General features: G+C 59.3%; 8 protein-coding genes and 1 pseudogene. 7 read left to right on the plus strand and 2 right to left on the minus strand.

The genetic code is table 11. The features are described from left to right. The first annotated feature begins 67 nt into the window (after window positions 1–67). From N5A92_RS25155 to N5A92_RS25180, 6 genes are all read left to right on the plus strand, one after another. Window positions 68–1,216 (plus strand): CaiB/BaiF CoA transferase family protein, encoded by a 1,149-nt coding sequence (locus N5A92_RS25155; RefSeq protein ID WP_260907182.1) that lies wholly within the window; start codon window positions 68–70, stop codon window positions 1,214–1,216. Window positions 1,217–1,218: 2 nt separating this feature from the next. Beyond that, window positions 1,219–2,172 (plus strand): hydroxymethylglutaryl-CoA lyase, encoded by a 954-nt coding sequence (locus N5A92_RS25160; RefSeq protein WP_260907183.1) that lies wholly within the window; start codon window positions 1,219–1,221, stop codon window positions 2,170–2,172. A gap of 84 nt (window positions 2,173–2,256) precedes the next feature. After that, a complete protein-coding gene (dctP, locus tag N5A92_RS25165; RefSeq protein ID WP_260907184.1) occupies window positions 2,257–3,258 on the plus strand; it encodes a TRAP transporter substrate-binding protein DctP in 1,002 nt (333 codons plus the stop codon). 4 nt (window positions 3,259–3,262) lie between these two features. Next, a complete protein-coding gene (locus N5A92_RS25170) occupies window positions 3,263–3,793 on the plus strand; it encodes a TRAP transporter small permease (RefSeq protein ID WP_260907186.1) in 531 nt (176 codons plus the stop codon). Continuing rightward, complete coding sequence (locus tag N5A92_RS25175) at window positions 3,790–5,073, plus strand: TRAP transporter large permease (RefSeq protein WP_260907188.1); 1,284 nt, start codon at window positions 3,790–3,792, stop codon at window positions 5,071–5,073. Before N5A92_RS25170 ends, N5A92_RS25175 begins: the two co-directional genes overlap by 4 nt. Window positions 5,074–5,800: 727 nt before the next feature. Further along, window positions 5,801–6,148, plus strand: coding sequence for a hypothetical protein (locus N5A92_RS25180; protein ID WP_260907190.1), 348 nt, complete (start codon window positions 5,801–5,803; stop codon window positions 6,146–6,148). Between the two features lie 35 nt (window positions 6,149–6,183). Here N5A92_RS25180 and N5A92_RS25185 read toward each other — a convergent pair whose 3' ends face one another. Further along, a complete protein-coding gene (locus tag N5A92_RS25185) occupies window positions 6,184–7,215 on the minus strand; it encodes a hypothetical protein (protein WP_260907192.1) in 1,032 nt (343 codons plus the stop codon). 203 nt (window positions 7,216–7,418) lie between these two features. Between N5A92_RS25185 and N5A92_RS25190 the strand changes: the two genes are divergently transcribed. Beyond that, entirely contained in the window at window positions 7,419–7,949 is a 531-nt protein-coding gene (locus tag N5A92_RS25190; protein WP_260907193.1) for an NUDIX hydrolase, read from the plus strand. Between the two features lie 158 nt (window positions 7,950–8,107). Here N5A92_RS25190 and N5A92_RS25195 read toward each other — a convergent pair. After that, a pseudogene (locus tag N5A92_RS25195) lies at window positions 8,108–8,230 on the minus strand (IS630 family transposase); the annotation flags it as partial.

Below are 8,230 nucleotides of genomic sequence, written 5' to 3' on the forward strand. Positions count from 1 at the left end.
GATATTATTTTCTGACCGCTCAGGAATCGTCATAGTCTCCATCGATAAGGATCGATGGGAGCACCTGATGACATCGACTCTACCTCTCGACGGCGTACGCGTGGTCGAGATGAGCCATATGGTGATGGGGCCGTCGACGGGCATGTTCCTCGGATTCCTCGGCGCCGAGGTAATCAAGGTCGAGCCGCCACAAGGTGATAAGACGCGCAATCTGACCGGCATGGGGGCCGGATTCTTCCCGACATTCAACCGCGGCAAGAAGTCCGTCACGCTGAACGTCAAGGACAAGGATGATCTGGCAAGGTTGCATGAGCTGCTGAAGACCGCTGATGTCTTCGTCGAGAACTTCCGCGATGAGACCCTGGCGAAGATGGGCTTGGCCCCCGAACAGCTGCGAAAGACAAAGCCCTCGCTCATCGTCGCCTCTTGCAAGGGCTTCCTGAAGGGCCCCTACGAACATCGCGCAGCGATGGACGAGGTTGTACAGATGATGACCGGGATGGCCTACATGACGGGTCCGACAGGTAGGCCTCTGCGCATCGGCTCCTCGGCAAACGACATCATGGGCGGGCTCTTCGCCGCATATGGTGTGCTTGCCGCCTTGATCGCACGAGAAAGGACCGGCGAGGGGGCGGCGATCCGCTCCGGCCTGTTTGAGAATTGCCTGCTTCTCGTGGCGCAGCACATGGTGCAGTACGACATCGAGGGGACGGAGTCGCCGCCGATGCCGGAGCGGGTGTTCTCCTGGCCGGTCTACGACCTCTTCCCGACGAGCGATGGCCGCCAGATCTTCGTCGGTGCCGCCACCGACGGCCAGTGGGAAAAACTCTGCAAGGGTCTTGGACTCGATCACCTACTCGAGGATCCACGTCTGCAATCGCGGCCTGATCAAATCGCTGCCCGCGACTGGACCCTGCCGCTGATTGCCGAGGTCGTGGCTTCCCGCCCTTATGACGAGATGATCCGGATCATGGAAGAGAATGACCTCCTCTTCGCGCCGGTTACACGGCCGGCGGAGATGTACGACGATCCCCATGTAAACCGGCCCGGCGGTCTCTTCGTCTCGCACTATGCAGGGAAGAAGGATTTTCGTGCTCCGGCTCTGCCGGTGGAGATGAACGGCCGGCCGGTGGTCTCGATGAACGTCGACATTCCCTCCATTGGTCAGCACAACGCCGAGATCCTTGACGCTCTCAAGGTGGAGACGGCGGAGTAATCATGGCCGATTTGTACAAAACCTATCCGACCGGTCGGGTCGCAATTCGAGAAGTGGGATTGCGTGACGGATTGCAACTGACGAAATCCTGGCCCTCAACCGCGCAGAAGGTTCGCTGGATCGATCAGGAATACGCCGCAGGCATCCGCCATTTCGAGGTCGGATCGTTCCTGCCCGCCAACAAGGTGCCGCGTTTCGCCGATGTCCGCGACGTCATTGCCGCGGTCGACAGGCATGGCGACGCCCATGGGGTGGCGCTGGCGCTGAACCAGCGCGGTGCGACGGATGCGTTGGCGACGTCGGTGGGCGAAATCACTGTGGTGGTCTCCGCCAGCCAAGCCCACAACGAGGCCAATGTTCGCCGCACGCAGGAGCAGAGCCTCGCCGAGATCGCCAATGTGGTGCAGCTGCGCGACCAAGCAGGCAAGGACACGATCATCAACGCCGGCATCGCGATGGCCTTCGGCTGCTCGCTGTCGGGCGACGTGCCCGAGGACGATGTCATGCGGATGGTCGATCGGTGCTTCGAGGCCGGGGTCGACATGGTAGGGCTGGCCGATACGGTCGGTTATGCGGGTCCGCGCCAGATCGCATCGCTCTGCGCGCGGATGGAGAAACGGCTCGGAAATTTGCCTTACGTTATCCATCTGCACGACACACGCGGAATGGGCATCGCCAACGCCTCTGCCGCGCTGGACGCTGGATGCCGAGTGCTCGACGCCTCGCTCGCCGGCCTCGGTGGCTGCCCCTTCGCGCCGGGCGCGACCGGCAATGTCGTGCTGGAGGACCTGATCTATCTCGTTGAGACCAAGGGTTTCGATACCGGAGTAGACATCGAGAAGATTATAGAGATGCGCTCAATCCTGGCCGAAGCGATGCCGGAGGAGATGCTTAACGGCGCCTTGGCGAAAGCCGGACCGCCAAAAACGCTGGAATGGCGCGCAAGAGTGGCATGATTGCGCCTAGTCTGCCGGAGGAGGCGGGCAATCGGTGGCGCTGCGCCACAACCTTGCAACTTTGAAACGGGAGGAGACCCTGAGATGAAAGCCAAACTTCTGTCCACCTCTATCGGCGCAATCCTTGCCTTGGGCGGAGCGGCTTCGGCCAAGGCCGAAACCGCGATGCGCTGCAGCCACCAGCTGCCGCCCGCGCACACTGTGGCGCAGGTGATCGACCGCTGGGCAGCCGAGGTCGAGACGCTGTCGAATGGTGAAATCGATGTGCAAATATTTGGTGCCGACAGCCTTGTGGGAGCCGGTGAGAACATCGTGGCGACCGCCAAAGGCGACATTGATTGCGCCTTCTCAGTTCAGTTCCAGTGGGGCAAGACCCTGCCGATCATGACGGTGACCACCGCGCCCTACGCCTTTTCGGACCTGAACATTTGGCGCAACTGGGACGGCTCGGAGGCAGCAAACTTCCTTGAAGAGAAGCTTCGCACCAAGGGCGTTGAGAACGTCGTTTGGCTGTTCCAGACCAACAGCTCAGTCTTCACTTCAAACGGCGAGTTTCTGCAAACTCCGGCGGACTTCGAGGGTGTGAAGATTCGTGGTTTAACGCCCGCGTTCGACGCCGGCCTCGCTGCGCTCGGAGCCGCGCCGACGGCGCTGCCGGGATCGGAAGTCTACCAGGCGCTTGCGACCGGCGTTCTTGACGGCGCCATGACCGGCACCGACGCCGCCGTGTCTCGCAAGTACTACGAGGTGCAGGATCATTTCGTAGTGTCGCCGGTGATCTCGGTCTTCTTCCACGGCTACGTGAATCCCGATTTCTACGCCGGGCTTTCCGACGATGCGAAAGCTGCCCTGGCCGAAGCTGGTGAGAAAGCCGCGGGCTGGGCTGTTGATGCTGCCGAGGAAGCCCTCGCTGGCGCTCCGGCCGAGCTGGAATCCAAAGGGGTCAGCGTCCACATCGCGACGGACGAAGAGAACGCCGCCATGGAAGCCGTGATGCGCCCGGCGTTTGACGAAGCGTTCAAATCAGACGACCCGGATAGCCAGAAACTGCTGGAACTCATCGACAAGCTTCGTTCGGGCTCGTAATTCGATGTCCGGCAACACTGACAACAATGGGGCGGCTTCGGCCGCCCCTCTCACACAGCGGCTACTTACACCGATTGTCTGGACTGGCGGCGCGATCAGCACGCTGCTCATTCTCGCTGCCTTGGGTCTGACGACATACTCGGTGTTCATGCGATACGTGATCGGTCGCCCGCCGGTCTGGATCGATCAACTCACGGGGTTTGTACTGGTCGCGCTGGTCATGTTCGGTGTCGCCGAGGCCTATCGGCGCGGCAATCATATCTCGATCGATCTTCTCACCGACAATCTCTCAAGACCGATGAGACGACTACGCTGGATCTGGAGTGATCTCTGCGTGCTCGCGTTCTCCCTAGTGCTGGTACTGAGCACCTGGGAAGCGGTCGAGTTCGCCCATAGCTTTGGGTCCTACACGTCCGGCTCCATCGAAATCGCGTCCTGGATTCCTCAGCTTCCAATTTTGATCGGTGGGCTACTTCTTGGACTGTTTTCCGTAGCAAGGTTGATAGGCCATATACTCGGAGGGCCGGGGAAATGACTGCCTTTCTGGTTTTCACCGGCCTGATCCTGCTCCTTCTGACGGGCATCCCGATCTTCGCTGCTCTCGGGCTCACCGCCACGGTCATCCTTCTCGTCTTTGAAGGCGGGATCGGCTCGGTGGCCGACACGGTCTATGCTCATCTGAACAAGCCGATCCTCACCACGATCCCGCTCTTCGTTTTCATGGCGAACGTCATGATCCGGGCAAAAGTCATCGACGATCTCTACGACATGGCCAATACGCTTGTCGGCCATATCCGCGGGGGATTGGGTATCGCCACAGTGATGGCCTGCACGATCTTCGCTGCCATCTCCGGTTCCTCTGTGGCCACTGCGTTGTCGGTCGGTTCCAGTGCCATTCCGCAAATGAAGCGTTTTGGCTATCCTCGTCGTGAAGCTCTCGGCGTTGTGGCCGCTGGTGGCACCCTCGGAATCCTCATCCCACCGTCGGGCCCGATGATCCTCTACGCGATCGTGTCAGAGGCTTCGATTGGCGCGCTGTTCCTTGCCGGTATCGTCCCCGGTGTTCTGCTTGCACTGATTTTCTCGGCCTATTCGGTTTTCAGCGCAATGCGGCGCGGCGTGGAACGGCCTCCTTACGCCGGAACCGCCAAAATCCTGCGCGCGATCCGCAAGTCGATCTGGGCCATTCTCGCCCCACCGGTCGTGATGGGGGGAATCTACTTCGGCATCTTCACCGCCGCCGAAGCTGCGGCAGCAGGATCGATCTATGCGCTGTTGGTCGCTACGCTGGCCTATCGCAATTTTGGTCTGCGCGACCTTTGGGATTGTGCCTACGAGTCCATGCGCACCTCAATGATGGTCTTCATGATCATCGCCGGCGCGGCAATGTTCGGCCATGCGATCACCATCATCCGCCTTCCGGTCGGCGTGACGGAAATGGTGTCCCAGATGGGACTTGGTCAGGTCGGGTTCATGCTCATCGTCATGGCGATGATCTTCGTAATGGGCATGTTCTTCGAGTCCATCGCCATCATCCTGATCACAACACCGATTCTGCTGCCGACCATGATTGCGCTGGATATCGACCTGATTTGGTACGGCGTCATGCTGATGATCAACCTGGAGCTGGCGATGATCACACCGCCCGTGGGGATGAACCTGTTCGTGATCAAGGGTATCACCGACGCCCCTTTGTCGGAGGTGGTGCGCGGCGCATTCCCTTACGTTCTGCTGATGCTCCTTGGTCTGCTCATCTTGCTCATGGTGCCCGGGTTGGCGACCTGGTTGCCGTACTCGGCCGGGTTCGGGCGATGACTGCGGACGGACGGACCGCCGCCCGCTCATCAACGACGAAGGGTAGTTGAAATGATGGGATGAGACGGCTGACAATGATCTGCGGAGCAGGATCGAAGAGACCAATCGCGACGGCAGCGACTGCCCGATTCGAAACCTGCCCTTCGGCTCAATTGGCCTCGGGACGAGCGACCGGCGGCTTGGCGCGGCCAACGCGCTGTGGCCTCTCATGCTCAGTGCGCTGGTGGCCGCCGATCCGGAAGTGCGGTGCTCAATGCGCCATGCCCTGAGCGATCTGCTGATCGCGGGCAGCCGGATCCTGCGTGATGGAGCCTTGTGTTCCCGGCTTATTCATCCGATCGACGGGTGGGCCTGCTTCTTCCGTTTGCGGTTGCGGAGTATGCGGATTGCAGTGCGAGCCACCATCACGCCTTCAACGTCGGGAGCATGTTTCGTGGCCCGGGATACGCGCTGGCGTCAGATTGGTTGCCCACAATGGCCTCGCCTCGTCGGTCGCCGTCTCGGGACGGCAGTACTCCGCCTATGGCGCTGGGTGGAGGGCGGGACGACACCGCGCCAAGTGTCGCCTCGTCCGCTCGGTTCGGCATCTAAGTTGAGATGGGTGTTGTCGTCGGGATGGCATCGTACTGACCACGATCGGTCGCCAAGGCCGTGGTGTCCCATGAATATGCAAGTTGGCCTGTTATGTAGTAGCGAGGGTTCCTGCCAAGAAGCCCGGAGTAGTCGAATGCAACACACGCGCTCTGTCTCACCCTGCATTGACCAGACCGAACAGGACATTGAAGCCTACTACCGTCACGCGGAAGTCGGGCAAGTTGCCGTGGTTCGGCACACTCAAGGCGGCGTGCTCCAGTACCGCGTTTACGAGATCGAAGGCACGAACCCTTCACGCGGGCGGGTCTATGCTCGTCAAGCCGGGGCGTTCTACATGAAGCACGGGAGGAACTGCTTTCACCCGAAAGGGCAGACCACGTTTGTCGTGCCGACCGCAGCAGTCTTGGCATGGGCCAAGGAGTATCCGCAGGGTGGTCTAGGGTATTCGGTCTATCGTTCCACCGGGTTGATCGGCAGGTGAAATCAATTTCATTGCATGCGACGCGGGACCCGTTTTCACGCCCTCGGCTTCGTGGCGTCTTCGGGCCACGTTGGCCGGACATCAGACTTGTCTAGCGGGGTATAGACCGGCTCGGCCCCTTCTTCGACCAGCGGGCTGAACGTTCCCGGCTTCCGGGCATACAGGTGTACCCACAAGTCCACAGTTGCCTGCTTTAAGTTCACCATGCAGTTGACCATTTCCGCTCCGGCTTCGGTACGGCGGTACACGGACTGCGAGTTGTTCGGCCAATGGACTGCGAACCCGCACATGAGATCGCGGCCATCTACCAGCACTTCCATCAACCCCTTGTAGTGAGCGTCATAGGGTATCGCCTGACCCTTCCTCGCCCCCCACACCACGCGTGCGTCAACTTCAAGTTGGAAGAACGCGGCGATGAAGGCTTTCGCTTTCGTTATAAGCGTGTCCAGTTCATCGTAGGTCAGTTTGAAGGCTTTCGTGCCACTTATCCCACTTCGGGAACGGAAATCGTCTTCCGTCAGGATGAAATCTGAATGCTGAACCGCGTTCCTCAAACGAGCGTTGTAGAACTCGTCGTAAAGTTCGCCGACTGCTAAGCCAGCCTCCTTAGACAACGCTTTTATAATTTCGATCTTCCGACCCGTCCTTATGCCGCTCTTGGCGAAGTTCTTCTGCTCTTTCGCGGTGAGAAGATCGAAGTATGGATTGGGGCTGTAGCCTTGGCCAAGACGGAAGCGCAGCAGATTAGTGATCACCTCGTAAGGCGCATTCATTTCCACTATGTGGCTGTACAGGAGCAAACCAAGACGCCAAGAAGTCCAGCCGTCCGGGAAACGTTCCTCGGGAAGCTCTAGCTTCATCAGGCCGTTGAGATCATTCAGTATGTTACGGCTTTCTGCATAGGGGTCCCACCCCTTGTCTTCCATGCCGAGTACGCGAAGCAGAGAAGCGAAGTAGCGGATGATGTCGTTGCTGACTGGATCGTCCGGTAGGAACAGCGGCTCTAGGACCTTTATGAACCGATCCCGGTGCGCATTGAATATCGCTTCTGGATCATACTCGCCCATGAACTGAATTTGCTCCTTCCTTACGGCAGTAGCCGTTGCGTCTGGCTTCAACCACTACGTCTGCTTCCGGGTGGCGGCAAGGCTTGTCTGAAGGTCCGTGATCGGGCGCACAGCGGTCGTTCCTGAGGGGTGGCGAGAACGACTGGACTGGGCTCGAACTTTCACCTTCCCGTAGGCTGCAGCGGGTGGGGGGCGGCCATTCGTTGAGCCAGCTGTTGGTCGCGGTATTAGTAGCAGACGAGTCAGACCTGGAGGGTGGCCATATGGAAAGTCAGTGGCTCACGCATGCGAAACGTCTACAAGCGATCGCATCAAACGGCCTGCTCTTTTCCACGAACCCCTTTGATCGCGAGCGCTACGAGGAGATTGCAGAGATTGCAGACGGTATGCTCGGCGATCTGGGAAATGTCCCGATCGAACGAATTGCTGGTCTCGTATCCGACTTCGCAAGTGGCTACGCAACACCCAAAGTGGATGTTCGTGGTGCGCTGATCGAGGATGAACAAATCTTGCTTGTGCGAGAGCAAGCCGACGGTCGCTGGACGCTCCCTGGCGGCTTCGCAGAGGTCGGGCTATCGGCAGCCGAAAATATTGCGAAGGAGTTTCGAGAAGAAGCCGGCGTGATCGTCTCCGTTCGCAATCTCTATTGTATTCGGCACAAAGCCAAGCGTCCCTACGAGCCCGACGCACGCGACTTTTATAAGCTGCTTTTTTATGCGATCGCAGCGATATGACCGCCCCCAGCACTGGCATAGAGACATGCGAGGTCGGTTTCTTCCCTATCGACGAACTGCCTGACCTCTCACAGGGTCGCACGCTTCGTAGTGATATCGAAGCCGCCTTTGCATTCCACAATGGCTCGGTAACGATCACTTCCTTCGACTAGAGTCGTTCACGATTTGACGGAAGCGTATCGGGCGTTTGCGAAGTAGTTTTCGCATTCGCCGGGTTGGATGGTTGAGACGAGATGGCCGATGTGTCGCCATGTCTCCTCGATCGTCCGCTTCTGGGCGTG

Source organism: Chelativorans salis, assembly GCF_025336525.1.
Lineage (GTDB): Bacteria > Pseudomonadota > Alphaproteobacteria > Rhizobiales > Rhizobiaceae > Chelativorans > Chelativorans salis.